General features: G+C 66.1%; 12 protein-coding genes. 6 read left to right on the top strand and 6 right to left on the bottom strand.

The features are described 5' to 3' along the window. Positions 1–70 precede the first annotated feature (70 nt). From ACUXV1_RS03475 to invF, 3 genes are read right to left on the bottom strand one after another with little or no spacing between them, the layout of a single operon-like run. Complete coding sequence (locus tag ACUXV1_RS03475; protein ID WP_279625748.1) at positions 71–1,204, bottom strand: YopN/LcrE/InvE/MxiC type III secretion system gatekeeper; 1,134 nt, start codon at positions 1,202–1,204, stop codon at positions 71–73. Beyond that, positions 1,194–2,933 (bottom strand): type III secretion system outer membrane ring subunit SctC, encoded by a 1,740-nt coding sequence (sctC, locus tag ACUXV1_RS03470; RefSeq protein ID WP_446014635.1) that lies wholly within the window; start codon positions 2,931–2,933, stop codon positions 1,194–1,196. Before sctC ends, ACUXV1_RS03475 begins: the two co-directional genes overlap by 11 nt. Further along, on the bottom strand, positions 2,930–3,709 hold the full coding sequence (gene invF, locus ACUXV1_RS03465) for an AraC family transcriptional regulator InvF (protein WP_081862728.1): 780 nt from the start codon (positions 3,707–3,709) through the stop codon (positions 2,930–2,932). The genes sctC and invF overlap by 4 nt, the downstream gene beginning before the upstream one ends. Positions 3,710–4,112: 403 nt before the next feature. Here invF and ACUXV1_RS03460 point away from each other — a divergent pair, with 403 nt between their 5' ends. From ACUXV1_RS03460 to ACUXV1_RS03450, 3 genes are all read left to right on the top strand, one after another. Further along, on the top strand, positions 4,113–6,563 hold the full coding sequence (locus ACUXV1_RS03460; protein WP_446014637.1) for a hypothetical protein: 2,451 nt from the start codon (positions 4,113–4,115) through the stop codon (positions 6,561–6,563). Between the two features lie 10 nt (positions 6,564–6,573). Further along, entirely contained in the window at positions 6,574–8,448 is a 1,875-nt protein-coding gene (locus ACUXV1_RS03455; protein ID WP_446014638.1) for a GMC family oxidoreductase, read from the top strand. A gap of 413 nt (positions 8,449–8,861) precedes the next feature. Then, complete coding sequence (locus ACUXV1_RS03450) at positions 8,862–11,498, top strand: hypothetical protein (protein WP_446014639.1); 2,637 nt, start codon at positions 8,862–8,864, stop codon at positions 11,496–11,498. Between the two features lie 162 nt (positions 11,499–11,660). Here ACUXV1_RS03450 and ACUXV1_RS03445 read toward each other — a convergent pair whose 3' ends face one another. From ACUXV1_RS03445 to ACUXV1_RS03435, 3 genes are read right to left on the bottom strand one after another with little or no spacing between them, the layout of a single operon-like run. Next, on the bottom strand, positions 11,661–12,500 hold the full coding sequence (locus tag ACUXV1_RS03445; RefSeq protein ID WP_446014640.1) for a hypothetical protein: 840 nt from the start codon (positions 12,498–12,500) through the stop codon (positions 11,661–11,663). Positions 12,501–12,534: 34 nt separating this feature from the next. Then, a complete protein-coding gene (locus ACUXV1_RS03440) occupies positions 12,535–15,138 on the bottom strand; it encodes a hypothetical protein (RefSeq protein ID WP_446014641.1) in 2,604 nt (867 codons plus the stop codon). 57 nt (positions 15,139–15,195) lie between these two features. Continuing rightward, on the bottom strand, positions 15,196–15,597 hold the full coding sequence (locus ACUXV1_RS03435; RefSeq protein WP_114152454.1) for a hypothetical protein: 402 nt from the start codon (positions 15,595–15,597) through the stop codon (positions 15,196–15,198). A 615-nt stretch (positions 15,598–16,212) separates the two neighbouring features. Here ACUXV1_RS03435 and ACUXV1_RS03430 point away from each other — a divergent pair. Genes ACUXV1_RS03430 through ACUXV1_RS03420 form a run of 3 tightly spaced genes read left to right on the top strand, consistent with a single transcriptional unit; the run spans position 16,213 to position 18,634 of the window. Next, complete coding sequence (locus ACUXV1_RS03430; protein WP_446014642.1) at positions 16,213–17,907, top strand: HilA/EilA family virulence transcriptional regulator; 1,695 nt, start codon at positions 16,213–16,215, stop codon at positions 17,905–17,907. Then, complete coding sequence (gene iagB / locus ACUXV1_RS03425; RefSeq protein WP_205208309.1) at positions 17,904–18,368, top strand: type III secretion system invasion protein IagB; 465 nt, start codon at positions 17,904–17,906, stop codon at positions 18,366–18,368. The genes ACUXV1_RS03430 and iagB overlap by 4 nt, the downstream gene beginning before the upstream one ends. Continuing rightward, positions 18,365–18,634: a hypothetical protein gene (locus ACUXV1_RS03420; protein ID WP_446014644.1), complete on the top strand. Its 270-nt coding sequence runs from the start codon at positions 18,365–18,367 to the stop codon at positions 18,632–18,634. Before iagB ends, ACUXV1_RS03420 begins: the two co-directional genes overlap by 4 nt. Positions 18,635–18,790: the final 156 nt, after the last annotated feature.

The raw sequence follows: 18,790 nt of genomic DNA, 5'->3' as shown, positions 1-18,790 counted from the left end.
CCGCGGCCCGCCGGGAAAAACAGCCAGGCAAGACGGGACGTATCTCCCCGCCTTGCCTGGCGGCTCTCGTTTACTCCGCGCCGCCGCCCTCGGCCTCGCGCCGGCGCTCGGCCAGTTCGTGGCGGTAAGCGATGGCCGCCAGATGGCGGAACTCCTCCTGCAAGGCGTCCAGCCAGCGTTCGTCGACGAACAGCTGCGGCGGCAGCGCCTTGCAAGCCTGGTACAGCGCCTGCAACAAGGTGGAATGCTCGCTGTGGCGGCTGAGCAAGGCGGTGTCGCCCACCGTCTCCGCCAGCAAGCCGTCCAGTTGCTGCGGCTGTTGCAGCAGCGACAGCAGAAACAACAACCAGTCCGCCTCGCTGGGGTTGAAGGCGCACACCTGCGGATTGCTCAACATGCGGCCGACGAAGAGCGCGTCGGCCGAACGCAGCAGCTTGAGCTGGCTCAGCCTGCCCAGGAGATTGCCGAACTCCAGCCGCGAACAGCTGGCGTCCAGCGAATCGATGTCGGCCAGCAACGCGCCTTCGATGAAGTCCAACACCACCGCTCTGCGTTGGTAGCCGTAGCTGCCCACCCAGTCGGCGTAAATCTCCACTTCCGCCGCCTCGCTCTCCAGAAACTGGCGGTAGCTGGCGCGCAGCAGGCCGGGGCTCAGCGACAGCGCCTTGCCGAACAGCCTCGCCTTCAGCGCGCAATTGATGCCGGCCTTCAACGGCTTGGCCTCGGCCTGGTCCTCCACCTGCTTGAGCAGGGCCTGCAGGCGCTTGCGCACCACCTCGTCCAGCTGACGGCGACGCAATAGTTCGCGCAGCACCAGCACCAGATCGCTGTCGTCCGGGAACAAGGAGCGCGCTTGGCGCAGCAACTCCTCGGCGCTGACCCCGTGGGACTTGGCCACGTTCACGATCTGCTGCGCCTTGGGCTGGGCCTCCTCGTCCAGCACCCGTTCGAAGCTGTCGGCCAGATGGCCCAGCTTCTTGTCGTAATCGCGGCGGTTGCGGAACTGGGTCAGCGCCGCGGACATTTCATCGGTGGATTGGACAAAGCGCTGCACCTCGGCCGCCGGGCTGGCGTCCTCCACCTGCTGCGCGTCCGCCTGCCGGGCCTCGCCCTGACGCTGGGCGTCGCGCTGAGCGTCCAGCTTGGCCTGGTGCTTGGGCGAGCGGACGCCAAAGACCGGTGGCGGACGGCCGCTAATGTCCACGCGTAGCGCCCTTGGCCGCGCCCTCGGCGCGTTGCTCGCGGTCCAGGTAGTCCCGCACCCATTGCTGCAGCGGATCGCTGGCGATACCGCCCTCCTTGGCCACCGCCGCCGATAGATCGCTGGCGTCCGGCGTCAACGGGTCGTCGATCTCGCGCGGCTGGATCAGGAACACGCGCACGGTATTGCTCTGGTTCTGGCTGCGGTAGCGGAACAGGCCGCCCACCAAGGGCAAGCTCCCCAAGAACGGCACCTTGTTGTTCTGTTCGATATTGGCGTCGCGGGTGTAGCCGCCTATCAACAGGCTCTTGCCCTGCGGCACTCGCGCCACGGTGCTGATGCGGGTACGGCCCACCTCGGGCAAGGCATCCTGCGGGTCCCTGTCGTAATCAGGTGTCTTGGCCTCGCGGCCATCCTCGATGTTCAGCGACATCTCGATCTGGCCGTCGGCGGAGAAACGCGGCAGCACGCTGACCAGGGTGCCGTAGGTCACGTGTTGCAGGCTGGCATTGCGCTCGCCCACCAGCTTGGCGTAGAAGGTGCGGTTATTGTCGAAGATGGCCGGCACGTTTTCCTGGGTCAGCACCACCGGGCGCGACACCACATTGGCCTTGTTCTTCTGCGACAGCGCCATCACCGAGGCGATGAAGCGGGTGCCGTCCAGGGTGCTGATCGAGCTGCTGGGGTTCAGCGCCACGCCCAGCTTGTTGCCCACGGTGACGCTGCCGCTCCAGTTGACGCCCAACTGGTCCAGATCGCCCTTGTCCAGATCTATGATCCACAGCGACAGCTCGACGTGGCGCTTGGCCACGTCCAGCGCCAGCGCCAGGTTTTCGATGAAGCGCACCTGTTCGGCGGTGCCCTTGATCAGCAGGCTGTTGGTGTCCGGATAGGCGATCACCTTGATGTCGCCGGCCGCCGCGTCCTGCTTCAGCGCGTCCGGCAGGCTGAGGCCGGCCTGGTAGGCCGGCGCCTTCAGCTCGCCGCTGGCGGGAAAGTCCGGCATCGCCGGGATGTCGCTGCCCCGCGCCGGCGGCCGTACCGGATTCACGCCGGCGGTCTGCAAGGGCTTGTCTTCGCCCTGCAGCAGCTTTTCGATCACCGTGGCCATGCCGGGGATGACGATTTTCTGATCGCGCAACTCATAGCTGCGGTCGCTGACGAAGGTGTTGTTGAGCCGCACCACACCAATCTTTTGCCGGCCCAGTTCGATACCGTCGCTCTGCTTGTCCATGAAGCCGGCGGCGTTGACCACCAGATCCACGAAAACCGGCGGCCCGGACACATAGAAAGTGCCGCTGCGACTATCGCCGCGCAGCGGATAGCGTTTGTCGTAGAGGCCGGACTTGCGCAGGAAGTCGTTGAAGGCGGAGAGCGACACATTGCGCAGCGACACCACCGCATTGCGGGTTTCGCTGGCGTCGTAGACATAGATGGCCTGGCCGTCGTGATACCAGATCAGGCTCAACTGCTGGGTCATCTTGTCCAGCAACGCCTGCGGGTTGGCCAAGTCGAAATCGCCGCTGATCTGCTTGCGCGCCGCCTGCTTGCTGACGATCACCGGCTTTTTCAGCCGCGAGGAAATCGCGTCGAAGAAAGAACGCAGGCCCTCCTTCTTGGCAACGTAGCCGGCGGAGTCGGCGGCGCGCGCCGGTTCCGGCGCGGCGGCGGCCGGCACGGACGCGAGCAGCGCCGCGGCCAGCAGCGCGGCGGATAAAAAGCTTCGATTCATTTGGTGGCCAGTTGAATGATGTTGGACAGACCGCGAGGCGAAACGCCGATCAGCCCCTTGATTTCATTGGAAAAATGCGACGACGAGGCGTAGCCGTGCTTGAGCGCCACCTGGGTCAGGTTTTCCCGTCCCTCCGCCACGTCCAGCAGCGAACGGGCCATGCGCCAGTCTCGCAGCTCGGTCTTGGCCGCGTTGCCCAGCGCATGGCGGCACAAGCGGCGGAAGTGGGAGTAAGACACGCCGTAGCGCTCGCCCAGCGCCTGCAACTTGTCGCCGCAGGCGGACTGGGCCAGCAGGAAACGCACCAGCCAGTAGCTCTCGCTGCGGCGCAGCAGCGCCAGCAGCGCGGCGAAGGCCGGCGACGGCGTCAACACTTGCAGCAAGAACCAGTACTCGCAACGCTTGCGGTCCTGCCAGGCCGCCAGATCGACCAGCGGCAATTGCGCGCAGCGCGCCTCGCTTGCAGGCGCGTCCGCGTCTCGCGCCTCATCGGCCTTGGCTTCGTCGACGAAGGCCAGCAGCTTGCTGAACGCCTCCAATCGGACAGGCTGAAACGGCAGCGCGCCGGCCACCACGCTCACTTCCACGCGGTCCAGCAACAGCAGGCCCTGCCAATCCGCCGCCAGGGTCAGCGCTTCCGCGCCGTCTTCCCAGCTCAATTCCAACCGCGCCTCTTCCCGGCGCGGCGGCAGCAACCAGACGTCCTGGGCCGGCGCGCAGCGCTTGGCGGCGGCCTCCAAAGTCTCCAGCGGGTGCAACACATCGTTATCGGTCATCGGTCAAACGCCCTGCCGGGCTCGTGCTTGGACCGGGAAAGTGTCCCCCAGCCCCGCGGGCGAATCCTGATGCAAATCTGATGGGAGCCGGAGTTTTCGCTCGGGCGCCCGCCAGACACAAAGAACAGGCCCGCCGCTGCGGCGCCCGCGCGACAAAAGCCGCTACGAGCACGCTCACGCCTCCCCCGCGGCTTTAATCAGCGTCGCGATTATCCTTTTCCCCGCCGCGGGTAACTTTCAACTATCGATCATGCCGGCCGCTTTTCGCCATCAGTAATAACGCTCAGCAAAGCTACGCAGGCGCCGCCGCGGCCACAGCCGTGCTATAGGCAGAGATAGGCTCTAAAATGCCAAATGAATTCTTAAAATCAAAAACACCGCGATGCCCACTGGAGAAAATGCGATGGCTAGGATGAACCTCACCTTGCGCCGGGGAGCGGCGCTGCTATTGCTGTTGAGCCTGGCCGGCTGCCGGGACGATCAGCCCAAACCCGGCACCGTGCAGGACGAGGCAAAGCTGGCTCAGCGCACAGTGGAATCCTTCCCCGCCGCCGACGAGGACTACTTCAAGGACATGGACGGCGCGGTGGCCTTGAACCCCGCCGAGATCAAGGGGCGCAACACCTGGCTGGTGTGGACCGGGGGCAACGACAGGCTGTGGGACAAACTGTCCACCGTCAGCGTCGGCAACCTGGACTTGCTCAAGACCCTGTCCTCCCATCCCAGCCTCAAGTTCAGCCGCGACAACCGCTGGAACTACCTGGGCCTGGTCAACGAACCCTGTTTCGACAAGGCAGGCGGCCCGGACGATAAACGCTTCGGCCTGTGGCTGGACCAGCGCCGCGCCGATTGCCCTAAAGACCCGTTCGAGAACGAGCAAAAATATCCGGGCGTGGCCATAGGCGCTCGCGGCAAGAACCTGCCCGCCGGCTCCTTCTACGGCTACGCCACCGGCGTGGTGGGCCTGCGCCTGTTCCCCAACCCCGCTTTCGACGACGCCGCGGCCAAGAAATGGGACGCCAAGCGCTATTACGAAGACCCGGCGTATTACAACAACAAAGACCTGATCCGCCCCTACCGCGTGGGCATGTCCTGTGCGTTCTGCCACGTCGGCCCCAATCCGGTGAAACCGCCGGCGGACCCGGAACATCCTAAGTGGGAAAACCTCAGCTCCAACGTAGGCGCTCAGTACTTCTGGGTGGACCGCATCTTCTCCTGGCAGGCGGACCCCAGCAGCTTCCCCTTCCAGCTGTTCCACACCTCGCGCCCCGGCGCGCTGGACACCTCGCTGATCTCCACCGACTCGATCAACAACCCGCGCACCATGAACGCGGTATACGGCCTGGGGCCGCGGCTGGACATCGCCAAGCGCTGGGGCAAGGAAACCCTGGCCGGCGGCGAACTTAACAACAAGCAGTTCAACGACTTCGTCAAAGACGGCCCGTTGACTCAGTTCTTCCTGCCGCCCAAAACCGTGTGGACGCCGCGAGTGCTGAAGGACGGCTCGGATTCGGTGGGCGCGCTGGGCGCGCTGAACCGCGTCTATCTGAATATCGGCTTGTTCAGCGAAGAATGGCTGCTCCACTTCAACCCCTTGGTGGGCGGCAAAACCATCACCCCGATCCAGATCGCCGACGCGCGCAAGAACTCGGTGTACTGGCAGTCCACCGAACAGCAGACAGTGAACATGGCGCTGTTCTTCCTGAAGAGCACGGACCCGCACAAGCTGAAGGACGCACCCGGCGGCGAGCAATACCTGAGCCGCGACGCCGCTCAGCTCAGCCGCGGCAAAACGGTGTTCGCGGAAAACTGCGCGCGCTGCCACTCCAGCAAGCTGCCGCCCAAAGTCCCGCCGCTGGACCCCACCGCCGGCTGCGCCGGCCCGGGCTACCTGGCCTGCTTCAACAAATACTGGGAATGGACCAAGACCGAGGACTTCAAATCGCAGATGCGCCAGATCGTCCAGGCCGACGACTTCCTGAAAGACAACTACCTGTCCACCGAACTGCGCGTGCCGGTGACCTTGTTGCAGACCAACGCCTGCAGCCCGCTGGCCACCAACGCGCTCAAGGGCAATATCTGGGACAACTTCTCGTCCAAAACCTATAAGGACCTGCCCTCTGTCGGCGAAATCACCGTGCACAACCCCTTCACCGGCGCGCCCTGGCAGTACAAGATGCCGGCCGGCGGCCGCGGCTATACCCGCCCGGCTTCCTTGATCAGCGTCTGGTCCACCGCGCCCTTCCTGCTCAACAACAGCCTGGGCAAATTCAACCCCAGCCCGTCGGTGGCGGCGCGCATGGACTCCTTCAACGACTCCATCCAGAAACTGCTGTGGCCGGAAAAACGCGAGAAGGACAAGATGCTGGGCGACAAGGTGCCCGGCGTGATCGACCGCACCACCGCCCGCAGCTATCTGCGCGTGCCCGTCGGCTACTTGCCGGATGCGCTGCAAGAACTGCAAGGCCCGCTGCAACGCTATCTGCCCTGGTTGTTCGGCAAGGACGGCGTGGAGCTGGGGCCCATCCCGGCCGGCACCCCGGTCAACCTGATCGCCAACCTGCAAGTGACGCTGGACAATCCCTCGCTGGGCGAACGGCTCAAGCACGATAAAAAATTGCTGGAGCTGCTGCTGAAGATCAAGCACGACCTCAAGGCCTTGCCGCCGGGCGCCAGCGACGAAGAAGCGCGCAAGGTGTTCGCCAACCTGGCGCAGCCGATGCTGGAACTGAGCACCTGCCCGGACTTCGTGGTCAACCGCGGCCATTACTTCGGCACCGGCTACCAGACTCAGGAGCCCGGCCTCAGCGACAGCGACAAATACGCGCTGATCGAATTCCTGAAAACCTTCTAAAGCGCGCGCCATGGACGAATACGAATACATCGTGGTGGGTTCCGGCGCCGGCGGCGGCACACTGGCGGCGCGGCTGACCGAAGCCGGGCATCGGGTCTTACTGCTGGAGGCCGGCGGCGACCCGCGCGCGCTCAAGGGCGGCGACGCCTGGCAGCCCCAGGCGGAACGGCTGCCCGACGATTACGACGTGCCGGTGTTCCACGCGCTGGCTTCGGAAAACGAGGCGATGAAGCTGGACTACTTCGTCCGCCACTACGCCAACGACGCCCAGCAAAAGCGCGACCCCAAATACCGCGCGGAATGGAACGGCCAAAAAGTGGACGGCGTGCTCTACCCGCGCGCCGGCGCGCTGGGCGGCTGCACCGCCCACAACGCCATGATCACCGTCTATCCGCACAACGCGGACTGGGACGGCATCGCCCAACTCACCGGCGACGACAGCTGGCGCGCGGACCACATGCGCGGCTATTTCGAACGGCTGGAAAACTGCCACCACCGCCCGCTGTACCGCTGGCTGGGCCTGCTCGGCGTCAATCCCACCCGCCACGGCTGGCGCGGCTGGCTGCAAACCGAGAAGGCGATTCCGGAATCCGCGCTGGGCGACGCCGGCCTGGTGGACACCTTGTTGGTGTCGGTGGACAAGGTCTTCGACGAAGTGGACGTGCCGCACCGCAGCTGGCGCTGGCTGCTGCAAGGCCAAGCCGATCCCAACGACTGGCGGCTGGTGCGCGACAACGCCGTCGGCGTCTGCTACCCGCCGCTGGCCACCCGCAACCATCAGCGCAACGGCAGCCGAGAACGGGTGCTGGACGCGGCGGCGCGCCACCCGGACCGGCTGCGCGTAGAACTGGACGCGCTGGCCACCCGGGTGTTGTTCGACGAGAATCTTCGCGCGGTGGGCGTGGAATACCTGAAAGGCGCCGGCCTTTACCGCGCCAGCGGCCGGGTCAGCAACGCCCCCGGCGAACGCCGCGAGGCGCGCTGCAGCCGCGAAGTGATCCTGGCCGGCGGCGCCTTCAACAGCCCGCAACTGCTGATGCTGTCCGGCATCGGCCCGGCCGCCCACTTGCAAGAGCGCGGCATCGCGCCGAGGGTGGATCTGCCCGGCGTCGGCCAGAATCTGCAGGACCGCTACGAAGTGGGCGTGGTCAACCGGATGAACTTCAAGCATTGGGAAGTGCTGAAAGGCGCGGAGTTCGCCCCAGGCGACCCGCAATACAAGCAATGGGAGGAAGGCCGCAAAGGCGTCTACACCACCAATGGCGCGGTGCTGGCGGTCATCCGCCGTTCGGCGCAAGAGCGGCCGCTGCCGGACTTGTTCTGCTTCGCGCTGCTGGGCCTGTTCAAAGGCTATTTCCCCGGCTACTCCCGCTTGTTTCCCGAACACCTGAACTACCTGACCTGGGCCATTCTCAAGGCGCATACCAATAACCGCGCCGGCACGGTGACGCTGCGATCCGCCGACCCGCGCGACCCGCCGGACATCAACTTCCACTACTTCGAAGAAGGCAGCCCCGGCGGCGATCAGGATTTGGACTCAGTGGTGGAAGGCATCAAGTTCGTGCGCAGCCTCACCGCCGACTTGAAAAAACAAAACCTGATCGCGGAAGAGGAACTGCCCGGAGAGGCCGTGCAAAGCGACGATGAACTGCGTCAATTCGTCCGCGACAACGCCTGGGGCCACCATGCCTCCTGCAGCTGCGCCATCGGCGCGCGCGAAGCCGGCGGCGTGCTGGACAGCCGCTTCCGGGTTCACGGCGTCAGCGGCCTGCGCGTGGTGGACGCCTCGGTGTTTCCGCGCATCCCCGGCTTCTTCATCGTCTCCGCGGTGTACATGATCGCGGAGAAGGCGGCGGAGGTGATTCTGGAGGACGCCAGGCGTTGAGGGAGGGCGAGTCACGGTTTTAGCTAGCAATGTGAAGCCACTAGAAAAACGCCAAAAACACTACATATCCGACGCGCCCCGGGTCCCTTCAAGCCTGCCGCCGGGTGGCAGGCCCGAGGTCTTAAGCGGCTGCCTGTTTGAGCGATTTGACGCTAGCAAATCGCGAGTTCAGCCGCGCCTCGGGCCTGACGGGACCCGGCGGGAAGCCGCAGGCTAGGCTTGCAGGGTGGCCTTTAGGAGTGGAGAGGATATTTGGCCAAACAAATATCCTTTCCCTGCCCGCCGGGCAGCCCCGGCAATCAAAATCATCATCCGCGCAGCGGATTCAGGGCCATGAATATCATCAGCCACCTCGACGAAATGGTTGCCAGTCCAACACCCGCCGACAAAGCCGGACCAACGGAAAGAACCCGATGAGCACCCCGACCCAGCCCTTCTCCCAAGTCCACGCCGACGAACGCGCCGGCCTGGCCGCCGCCCGCGCGGACGAAGGCGTGGACCGTCCGGGCGGCGATGAAGCGCCGCAAGCCGGCCTCGCCTTCTCCGGCGGCGGCATCCGCAGCGCCACCTTCAATCTGGGCGTGCTGCAAGCACTGGCGAGCAGCCGCTGGCTGCGCGAGTTCGACTATCTGTCCACCGTCTCCGGCGGCGGCTACCTGGGCGGCTGGCTGTCCGCGCTCAAACACCGCGCCGGCAACGCCGGCATGGAACAAACGCTGCGCGACCATCAAGGCCGCCAGCCGGCCATCCAGTTCCTGCGCGACTACAGCAACTACCTGACCCCCAAAACCGGCTTGTTCAGCCTGGACACCCTGTCCGCCGTCATCACCTACTGGCGCAACTTCATCCTCAACCAGGTTGTGCTGCAAAGCCTGCTGCTGGCGCTGCTGCTGGGCCCCCACTTCCTGGTGGACTTGGCGCGCAATATCGCCTCCACCCCTTACGCGGGCCCCGCCGCGCTGACCGTGGCCGCCGCCGCCGCCGTGCTGTCCGCCCTGTTGGCGCGCGCCACCACCCGCGACGGCAAGGACGCCGCCCCGCCCGGCGCCGCCAGCGCCAGCGTCGCTCTATTGCTGCTGTTCTGTTACGCAATGGCGGTGTTCACGCTCAACCGCCTGGACAGCCGCGACGACTTCTGGCACCAGTTGCCGCTGTGGCGAGTGGCGCTGGGGTCCAGTCTGGCTTACGCCGGCTACTGGGCCCTGCTGGCGCGCGGCTTCAGCCAGCTGCGCGGCAATGGCTACCTGCGCAGCGTGCTGTGGGCGCTGCTGGCCGGCCTGGCCGGCGGCGGCAAGCTGTGGCTGGCGTTGCAAGCGCTGGATTACGGCCTGGGCATCCGCGCGCCGCTGGCCCAAGCCTGGTATTTGGTGGGCGGCGTCTTTCTTGTGCTGCCGCCGGTGTTCGCCCTGACCGCCGCGCTGCACATCGGCCTGGTCAAGCGCAGCTTCTCCGACCTGCAACGCGAATGGTGGTCCCGTCTGGGCGGCCTGCTGCTGGCGCTGGACCTGGCGCTGGCGCTGCTGTTCGTCGTGGTGGCGCTGTCCCTGCCGCTGCTGGCGGTGAGCGCCGACTGGCTGCGCGCGCTAACGCTGCCGGCCTGGCTGCTGACCACGCTGGCGGCGGTGTGGCAAGGCCAGTCCGCGCGCACCGGCGGCATGCAAAACGCCGGCTGGCGCGACCTGCTCGCCCGCATCGGGCCTTATGTCTTCATCGCCGGCCTGTTGATCCTGCTCAGCGCAGGCCTCAGCTGGCTGCTGACCGCGCTGGAGGTGCGCGCCGGCGGCTGGCAACTGCGCCAACAGCTATGCGGCTTCCGCCACTGCGACCTCAGCGACTGGACCACGCTGCACTTCGCCGCATCGGAACAGCAGGGCCTGGGCGGCGGGCTCTACGCGGCGCTGATCCTGGCCTGTCTGGGACTGGCGGTGTTCGCTTCCTCCCGTTTCGACATCAATCTGTTCTCCCTGCACAACTTCTACCGCAACCGGCTGACGCGCGGCTACCTGGGCGCCAGCGCGCCGCAACGGACGGACACGGTCAACCGCTTCACCGGCTTCAACGCCGGCGACGACCTGCCGCTGGCCGAACTGGCCGGCCGGGACGGCGCGCCGCCGCAACGGCCCTACCACCTGATCAACACCGCCCTCAACCTGGTGGCCGGCGACGACCTGGCCTGGCAGCAGCGCAAGGCCGCCTCCTTCACCTTCACCCCTCGGCACTGCGGCTACAAGTTTCCGGACGGCGCGCCGGAAGCCATCGACGCCTTCGCGCCCACCAACGCCTATATGCTGGACGATGTCTCCGGCATGGACCGGGGGCCGATGCTGGGTTCGCTGATGGCGGTGTCCGGCGCGGCGGTCAGCCCCAACCAGGGCTATCACAGCTCGCCGGCGGTAACCTTCCTGCTGACGGTGTTCAATGTGCGGCTGGGGCGCTGGTGCCCCAATCCCGGCAAGCCCGGCGCGGACCTGCAAGCGATGTCTCCGCCGCAGGGCTGGATCTACCTGCTCAAGGAATTGCTGGGCCAGACCAATGCCCGTTCGGACTTCGTCTACCTCAGCGACGGCGGCCATTTCGAAAACCTGGGGCTGTATGAATTGCTGCGGCGGGAATGCAGGCTGATCGTGATTAGCGACGCCGGTCAGGACGAGCAAATGACTTTCGAAGACCTGGGCAACGCCATCCGCAAATGCCGGATAGACCTGGGCGCGGAAATCCACATCGACGTGGACGCCATCCGCCGGGACCCGGCCACCGGCCTCAGCCGGGCCGCCTTCGCCGTCGGCTACATCCGCTACGCTTCCGGCGCCAACGGCCACCTGCTTTATCTGAAACCCTGTCTTCAGGGTCATGGCCTGGAGCCGGTGGACGTGCAGCAATACCGAGCGGAACATCCGACCTTCCCGCACCAGTCCACGCTCAATCAGTGGTTCGACGAATCCCAGTTCGAGAGTTACCGCAAACTGGGGCTGTGCATCGGCGAGCAAGCGGTACGCGAGCTGGACCGCAACGGCGCGGGCTGGCTGGCCGCGGACGGCGGCGGCGCGTAAACGAAAACAGGCTGGGCCTTCTCGGCACACGGAACAGCCGCGCGTTGCCTTTGAACAGGGCAGAAGGGTGGCGGCATGGCGGGGAGAAAGGTAGAGAAGGTCATTACCGTCTACATCTCATCATAAAACAGCGCGCCGCCTGCCTGTGAAAACGCTCCGGCTTCAGCACCCGGCCTGGCGGTAAGGCGCCATCACCTCCGCCAGTTCCGCCCTGTCTTCGTGCGGAGCCAGCACCGCCAGCTTGGACAGATCCATTTTGCCGTCCAGGAAGGCCAGCAGCCGTTCCAGATCGTCCAGATCGCTCATATAGTGGCCGGACGACAGCACCAGCGACCGGGCCTTGCCGTCGCGCAGCTCTATCATCGCCGCCGCCCGCACCGGCTTGCCGGCGCTGGTGCTGGTGTGGTGCAAGCGCCCCAGCACCGCGTCGTGGACGAACAGCCTGTCGTCTCGATCCAGCACCAGGATGGCGTAGCCAGGCATGCCCAGCTTGCCGTTGGATCCGGCGGTGTCGATGAGCGCGCCGTCCGGCCGCCGCCATACGCCATCGACCACTTCGGCCAAATAGGGCTTGAGCGCGGCGGCGTCGCTCAGATAGCTGACTTGCGGCGCGTCGCCCAGGCGCGCCATGCGCGGCGGCTGACCGGGCCTCGCCAGATTGATTTCCAGCTGAGGGCGGGCATCCATCCAGGCGAAGAAGTTTTCCCTGGCATTGTCGCCGCTGGCCACCCATTGCCGGTGCGCCGACTGCGCGTACTCCCGGTAGCGATGTCGCGGGTCGCGCACTTCACGCAGCTCTTCGTCCACCAGTCCGGTTTCGCCTTCTCTGGGCATCAGGGCGGCGACGAAGCGGGCGGCGTCGCGGAAACGCTCCAAGGGGCGCGGCGCGGGTTCGCAAACACTGTCGACGCCCTTGACCGCTTGCGCCAGCCGGCTGGACGCCGCCGGCGGCGCTTCCGGGCGCGGCGGCAACGTGGCCGCGCCGCTTGCCGTGACTCTCATCAGAATGTGTCCTCTTGTTCGTTGTCCATGCCCGCTAGCGCGCCAGCGGCAGTTCTTCCCAGCCGGCGAAACTCTGCTTGTCCGCCTGCCATAAGGGGAGCTGGCGCTCCATCATCGCGTCCAGCGCGTCCAGCGCGGCGTCCCCGGCGCGCTTGGAGCCGCTGGCCGCGAAGCGCTCCATCGCGGCGAAGAAATCCACGCCGTCCACGCCCTGGCGCTTCAGGTAATAGCCGGCCTCTTGCCGCACCGCGGAGTCCGGTTCGGCCAGCTTGCGGCATAGAGCTTCCAGCGCCGGCCGCTGCGCCTCTCTCATGGCCGGCCAGCGCTCGCTCTCATCCACCGCCTTCAGGTGCAAATAGTGCATCAGCGGCGCACTCAGGCTGTTGTCGCCCCAACGCTCGCCCAGCACCGCGGTGGCGGAGGAGCCGGCGTTAAGGCCCAGTTCCAGCGACACCCCCGGCTGCAGCGGCACGCCGCCGGAGGCGGACACACCCAGGTTGCCGCTGGCGCTAACCCGGCTCAATTGGAGCCGGAAGCCGGCGGCCTCCGCCGGGAAATCCGCCTGGGTCTGGTATTGCGGCCGGTAAAAACGCAGCAGCAGGGTCAGCGCGCCGCCGCCTTGCAAGCCCACAGAACTTTGCAGCCCGGCCAGCGCAGCCGGCACTTCGGCTGCCAGGCCGTGAGGCGCAAGCTGCGCGCTCAGCGCGTCGCGCAAGGCGTCCAGCGGCCAAGAGCCGCTCAGATTACCGGATAGGCTCAGTCTCACGTCCTTGTAATCCCCCGCTCTCACCGGGTTGTGATGCACCCGGGTGCGCTCGGTCAGCGAGGCTTCCGCTTTCAGGCCCAGCGGGCCAAGCGCGCCGCCCAGGTCCAAGGCGATGCTGCGGTCGCGGATTTGCAGGCGCAGCATGTCGTGAAAGCTGGTGCGCTTGGCCAGCGCCGCCGCGTCGTGTCGGATGGGCGGCGCGTACAAACGCGGCGCCAATTGGTCCAGGCTTTGCAACAGGCTCTCGTCGCCCTTGCCCGCCGCGGTCAGCGTCAACGCGGCGTGGGCCAGCGCCATATTGGCCAACGTTTCCTCGCGGCTTCCCGCGCGCCAGGCGGCCTGAATCGAGCGCTCCACCGCCGCGCCGCCCTGGCGCTTGCCGATGCCGGCGTCCAGTTGCTGGGCAACGGCGCAGAAATGTTCAAATTCGGCGCGCAAACCGTCCGCCGCGTCGCGCAGCTTCTCCGGCGCCAGTTCGCGCAGCGCCGCCATGTTCTGCGCGCCGCTAAGTCCGCTTAGCGGATGATTGCGCGCGTCCGCGCCCATCAGCGCGGCGGCTTTTTGTTCAATGCCGGCCAGCCGTTGCTGGGCGATCGTCGCGTTGCGCGCCGCGCCCTGCTCCTGGCGCAGGCCTTGCCAGATCGGCGTCAGCGCGTCGGCCTGAATGTCGATGCGCTCCACCGCCGCGCCAACGCCGGCCCCGACGCCGACCGCTTCGGCGCGGGCGGAAGCGCTGCCCTTGACGCTGTCCACCTTGCTGGGCGGCAGATAGGGCACCTGCGCGCCGGGCAGGGACGCCGCGCTGTCGCGCTGCCCCAGCCAGCCCAGCAACACGCCCAGCCGTTGTTGTTGATCCGCAGCCTGCTGTTGCAGTTGCTGGTACTGACGCAATTCATTGCCGTGGCTGGGGCGGAACAGGCGGATCAGCGCCCCCACCGCGGTGCGGGCGCTGAGGCCCAAGGTGTCGCGGCGCGAGCCGTGAGCCAACTGGTCCGCCTTCAGTTTGACGAAGGCGGTGGCGCTGGCGTATTCGGTCGCCACGGTGCGTTGGCGGCGGCCTTCCACCGCGCCGGACAAGGAGGCGACGCCGACGCCGCCCTGAACCCCTGCGCGCGCGGACACCGCCTTGCCTTGGTTCTGGAACACGAAGCCTTCGTCGTCGTTGTCCATTCCGCGGCTCCAGGCCAGGCCCACGCTGAGAGTGGCCTTGGCCCCGGCTCCGGCTTCTCCCAGCCCCAGGCCGACGCCGACCGCACCGCCGACGCTGCGTTCCTGGCTGGCGCCCGGCTGATCAAAGCGCTGGAATTGCGGCAGCAGCTGCGCTTCCGCCTCCGTCCGCGCCAATTGCGCCCAGGCCGCCTGGCCCAACAGGGCCAGCCGCTGGCTCAGCTCCGCCAGCGGACTGCCCGGCGTCGCCGTGCGCGCCAACGCCTCCATGTCCAGCGACAGCCGCGCGCATTCCTTGATGTCCAGCGGCGTCCGCGCATCGCCGGCCGCCAGCGTCCGCCGCAAGCTTTCCACGATGGCCACCGTCTTGGGCGTCACTGCGTGGCTGCGCGGAAGGATGTTCAGTGCCTGCACCCAGCGCGGCCAGCGCGAGCGCTCCGGCTCCGCCTGGCGATACGCTTCGCGTTTCATCGCCAGCAAGGTCTGGCCCAGGTCCTCGCGCCGCAAACGCAGCTTGTCGTCGCTGAGCACCACCTGGCCGCCCCGCGCCGGCGGCGCGTCTTCCACGCTGCGTTCCGCCGCGCCCCGCGCGCCGTTGAACGCCGCGGCCAGGCCTTGTGCCGGCCGCGAGGCCGAAGATTCCGATAAACGGCGGAAGCCCTGCAACCGCACCGTACCCGCCCCGCTTGCAACTGTGTCCAACATGGATGCCTCCTCGCGCCGCATCGCGGCTCAAACGCCGGGCCGAGCCCGCGCGCCTGTCTAGTTTTCGCCGTTGCCGGCCTTCAAGTTCGCGGCCATCGCCAGTGGCGACAGCCTTTCCGACTGCAGCCGCTGCTTCAGCTCCGTCAAGCTCGGCAGCAGCTCTTGCAATTGCCCGCGCGTCTCAGCGCTGATTGTCTTATCTGCCGCGCCTTGGGCCGCCAAATCGCAATATTTGGCACAGTCCCGAGCCAGCCCGGCTTGCACTGCCTGCCAGACGTCGGCGTCGCAGGTTCCCGGCTTCTGTTCGACAGCCGGCGCCTGCGCCGTCATGCCGCCGCCGCTCAGCGCGGCCGCGAGCAGGCTTTGCGGCCGCGCGGACGCCACGCTTGGCTGCGGCTCGGACAGCCCCCCCAAACCGGGGGGATTGGCGATCGGCTTCGACGAAACATTAAAAGGCATTTCAAACGCTCCTGATTTGGCGGCGAGGCCAGAACGACGGTGATGAGAGGCCGCCGGCGCATGCCCGGCGACAGCGTCAAACTACCCCAACACGCCTGTCCGAACTTGCATAAATCGGCCGCGGCCCAGCCCCCGCCGCACCCCTCGTTTTTGAGAGTTTTCCCATTTGTAGCAAGCACTCCCTCACGTAGTATTCCTACACACCCCAAATTTATGCGAAGGAAATCAAAACCCTATTTATCAACCTCATGGCATAAGAACAGGATGAACAAGACCATGTCATTCGCTGAACATTTTTTGCAAGCTGGCCCTCGTCGGCAAAAGTACCATCCACTCTCTCTGTTTTTATGACCGGATAAAGGCTTTGAGCGTCAGTTGACGACACTGGCAATTCCAGGCGATAGCGGGCGGGAAGCGGCGGATACACGTCGCGCGATGCGAATCCGCAGCCGGCCCCAAGAACCAGCGCAAATCACCCAACAGATCCACCGAACAAAAAACACGCCGACATGCAGCGATGCTACGGGGAATAGCACACAAGTCGCGGCATTGGTCGACTCGATCCGCATGGTCCGCCGTGCGCTATTGCGCCGTGCGCGCAAGAGGAACTAGAAGATGGCGTTACATAAAGATGGCTTCATGAACAGGCAATTTGTTTTTGGCGACTTCGTCTTGCACTTCGACGGCATGCTGCTGCATCGCGAGCAGCAAATCAGCATTCCGCCCAAGGAACTGGCGGTGCTGACCGCTCTGCTGGAAGCGGCGGGAGAGCTGGTCAGCAAGGACGCGCTTTTGGACCGCGTCTGGCCGGACGGCGAAGTCAACGAGGAATCGCTGACCCGCTGCATCTACGCGCTGCGGCGCATCCTGCTGGAAACCAAGGACTGCCGCTACATCGACACCGTTTACGGCAAGGGCTATCGCTTCAGCCGTCCGGTGGCCATGGTGTCCAAACCCACGCCGCTCGCGGCTCAATGCTCGGTGGCGGTGCTGCCTTTCCGCACCCACCCTCAACTGGACGCGGTCAGCCTGCACAACGCTCTGGTGCAATGTCTGTCGCGCTACTCGCCGTTCGGCCTGATCGTGCTGCCGGCCACCATCACCCAGAACTGCCGCGACGTCACCGACATCGTGGCGATGATCGACCAGCTTCGCCCGGACTACTACCTGGCCGGCCAGACTCTACAACAAGGCGGCGTCTGGAAGCTGCGGGTGGAATTGGTGCGCGCCGTCGGCCATCAACTGATTCACCATGAAAGCATAGAGCTAAGCCCGGAACAGCCCATCACCGCGCTGCAGACCCGGCTGGCCAGCCTGCTGCCGCAACGCATTCCCGGCCTGCGCTGGAATCAGGGGCAAAACAATGAACTGGGCTCGCTGGACATGGCCATCACCTATCTGAACGGCCGCCACGAACTGCAACAACACACCCCCTCCAGCCTGCGCCGCGCGCTGATGCTGCTGCGTCAGTGCGTCAACGCGGGCCCCAGCCACGCGCTGCCTTATTGCAGCTTGGCCGAGTGCTATCTGACCTTGGCCCAGCTGGGACTGTTCGACCAGGCCCAGGCGCTGAGCCAGGCGCAGCAGGCGGTGAACAAGGCGGTGGAGCTGGACGCGGCCAACCCGCAGGCGCTGGGCTTGCTGGCCCTGCTCAGCAGCATGCGTTCTCAGCAGGCGGTGGCCGAGGCCCTGTTCGAACAGGCGCGGCTGCTGGCGCCGGATGCCGTCGACATCCATTACTACCACGCCTGGCATTTATTCCTGTCCGGCAAGCTGGCCCAGGCGCAACAAGCGCTGGACGCCTGCCTGGAGCGCGATCCTTCGCGCATCTCCGCCAGCATTCTCAAACTGTGGCTGACCTATTACGAGCGCCGCATCGAAGACGCGGTGTCGCTGGGCAAGCGCCAGCTCTGCCAATACGGCCAGAACCATCCGGTGCTGCAAAGCGTGCTGGCGCTGTTGCTGGGGCTGCAAGGCCAGTACGCGCAAGCCGACGAGCTGGTGCAGGCGGTGCGGGACTCCGGCGAGGAAGCGGGCCTGCTCGCCCTCAATCACTGCTATGTCGATTACTGCCGACACGGCGACGCGGCGGTGCCCGCGCTGCGGGCCTTCCTCGCCAAGGTGGACAGCCGCCAGGTGCGGTCCAGCCTGCTGCCGCTGATTCTGGCCGCGCAAGGCCCGGAGGCCGCAGTCCAGCATTGGCGCCAATTGCAGGCCGAAGGCTATCTGTGGATCAAGGCCTGGCGCCACGATCCGCGTCTGAGCGAACTGGCGGAACAGGCCCAGCCTTGCCAGCCGGAGGCCGCGTGATCCGCGTCGGCCTGTTGTCCGCTCTCTTGTTGTGCGCCGGCGGGGCGCGGGCGGACTGTTGGGATCGCGCCGGCCGCATGTTCAACATCGCGCCGGACTTGCTCTACGCCATCGCCCAGCAGGAGTCCGGGCTCAAGCCGGACGCGGTGGGACGCAACCGCGACGGCAGCCGGGACCTGGGCCTGATGCAGATCAACAGCGCTCATCTGCCGCGGCTGCGCCAGTTGGGCGTCACCGAACCGCAGTTGATGGGCGACGCTTGTCTGTCCGTGATCGTCGGCGCCTCCATCCTGGCCGAGATGATGAAACGCTACGGTTACTCCTGGGAGGCGGTGGGCGCTTACAACGCCGGCACCGCGCCCAGCCGCCGCGCCTTGCGCATGCGTTACGCCGAGCAAGTGTGGCGGCGCTATCAGAAACTGCGTCAAGCCGCCCCACCCCCAAGCAAGGAGCTCTCATGATTCGCTCGCTTCCCCCGCCGCGCCCGCAGCCCGCCGCGGCCCCGGCTGCCGGCCCGGCGCGCGTCTGGAACAAGATCGCGGCGGCCAGCGCAGCGGATATACAGCAATTACGCGACGAGCAAAGCCAAAAACTGTGCAAGGAGCCGGGTTCTAAACCCTCGGCCGCCTCGCCGGCGGGAAATGAGCTCATCAAGGAATTGAAAGAACGGCAGGCCCTTAGAGAACAAAGAATGGCGGCACGGGCCGCTGACGCCCAAGAGCGCTAAACCCGCGCCGTCCCCGATCCCCCTTTACATGGCGGCCGCCGCTTCCACGGCACGCCGCCATGCTTTTTCCCTCCTCCCCGAATCTGATTCCCCACCCGAGATTTCATCGGTTTTCCATCAGGAATCCGTTCCGTCTTGTCCGTAAAGTGAATGCCA

This window comes from Chromobacterium sp. W521 (assembly GCF_052805975.1).
The sequence above is the reverse complement of the archived record's forward strand: the minus strand, read 5'-3'. Positions and strand labels throughout refer to the sequence as shown.

Excerpts from the sequence above, each read along its gene's own strand:
- sctC (WP_446014635.1), bottom strand. The coding sequence starts at position 2,933 with ATGAATCGAAGCTTTTTATCCGCCGCGCTGCTGGCCGCGGCGCTGCTC.
- invF (WP_081862728.1), bottom strand. The coding sequence starts at position 3,709 with ATGACCGATAACGATGTGTTGCACCCGCTGGAGACTTTGGAGGCCGCC.
- ACUXV1_RS03460 (WP_446014637.1), top strand. The coding sequence starts at position 4,113 with ATGGCTAGGATGAACCTCACCTTGCGCCGGGGAGCGGCGCTGCTATTG.
- ACUXV1_RS03455 (WP_446014638.1), top strand. The coding sequence starts at position 6,574 with ATGGACGAATACGAATACATCGTGGTGGGTTCCGGCGCCGGCGGCGGC.
- ACUXV1_RS03450 (WP_446014639.1), top strand. The coding sequence starts at position 8,862 with ATGAGCACCCCGACCCAGCCCTTCTCCCAAGTCCACGCCGACGAACGC.
- ACUXV1_RS03445 (WP_446014640.1), bottom strand. The coding sequence starts at position 12,500 with ATGAGAGTCACGGCAAGCGGCGCGGCCACGTTGCCGCCGCGCCCGGAA.
- ACUXV1_RS03440 (WP_446014641.1), bottom strand. The coding sequence starts at position 15,138 with ATGTTGGACACAGTTGCAAGCGGGGCGGGTACGGTGCGGTTGCAGGGC.
- ACUXV1_RS03435 (WP_114152454.1), bottom strand. The coding sequence starts at position 15,597 with ATGCCTTTTAATGTTTCGTCGAAGCCGATCGCCAATCCCCCCGGTTTG.
- ACUXV1_RS03430 (WP_446014642.1), top strand. The coding sequence starts at position 16,213 with ATGGCGTTACATAAAGATGGCTTCATGAACAGGCAATTTGTTTTTGGC.
- ACUXV1_RS03420 (WP_446014644.1), top strand. The coding sequence starts at position 18,365 with ATGATTCGCTCGCTTCCCCCGCCGCGCCCGCAGCCCGCCGCGGCCCCG.